The organism is Lactobacillus sp. UMNPBX19 (assembly GCF_002553805.1).
Taxonomy (GTDB): Bacteria; Bacillota; Bacilli; order Lactobacillales; family Lactobacillaceae; genus Lactobacillus.
In genome coordinates, this window is sequence record NZ_PCYR01000128.1 from 1 (window position 1) to 411 (window position 411).

Sequence of the window (411 nt, forward strand, 5' to 3'; positions counted from 1 at the left end):
TAAGGCGATACCATCAGAAATTGAATATGACAATGGCATACCCAAAATAGTTAGGAATGATGCTGCAGCAACTGGGAAGTCATTCCAATCAATTGCTGACAAATTACTAGCCATCAAAATTCCAACAATAATCAATGCTGGTGCAGTCACATTAGATGTCACAACTACTAGCAATGGTGAGAAAAACAATGACAACAACAAGAAGATTCCTGTGAAGAATGATGTCAATCCTGTACGACCACCAATAGCAATTCCTGTTGATGATTCAACATAAGCTGTTGTTGGTGATGTTCCCAAAAGTGAACCACCCAACATACCAATGGCGTCGGCCATCAATGCTTTACCAGCACGTGGTAATTCGTTGTTTACCAAGAATCCACCAGAACGAGCAATTCCAATCAATGAACCAGC

The 411-nt window shown here is 40.6% G+C and carries 1 protein-coding gene; it reads right to left on the bottom strand.

Annotation, left to right across the window (positions count from 1 at the left end; genetic code table 11):
* Positions 1-411: solute carrier family 23 protein (locus CP370_RS09410; RefSeq protein ID WP_304441348.1), on the bottom strand; the 411-nt coding region annotated here is incomplete at both ends.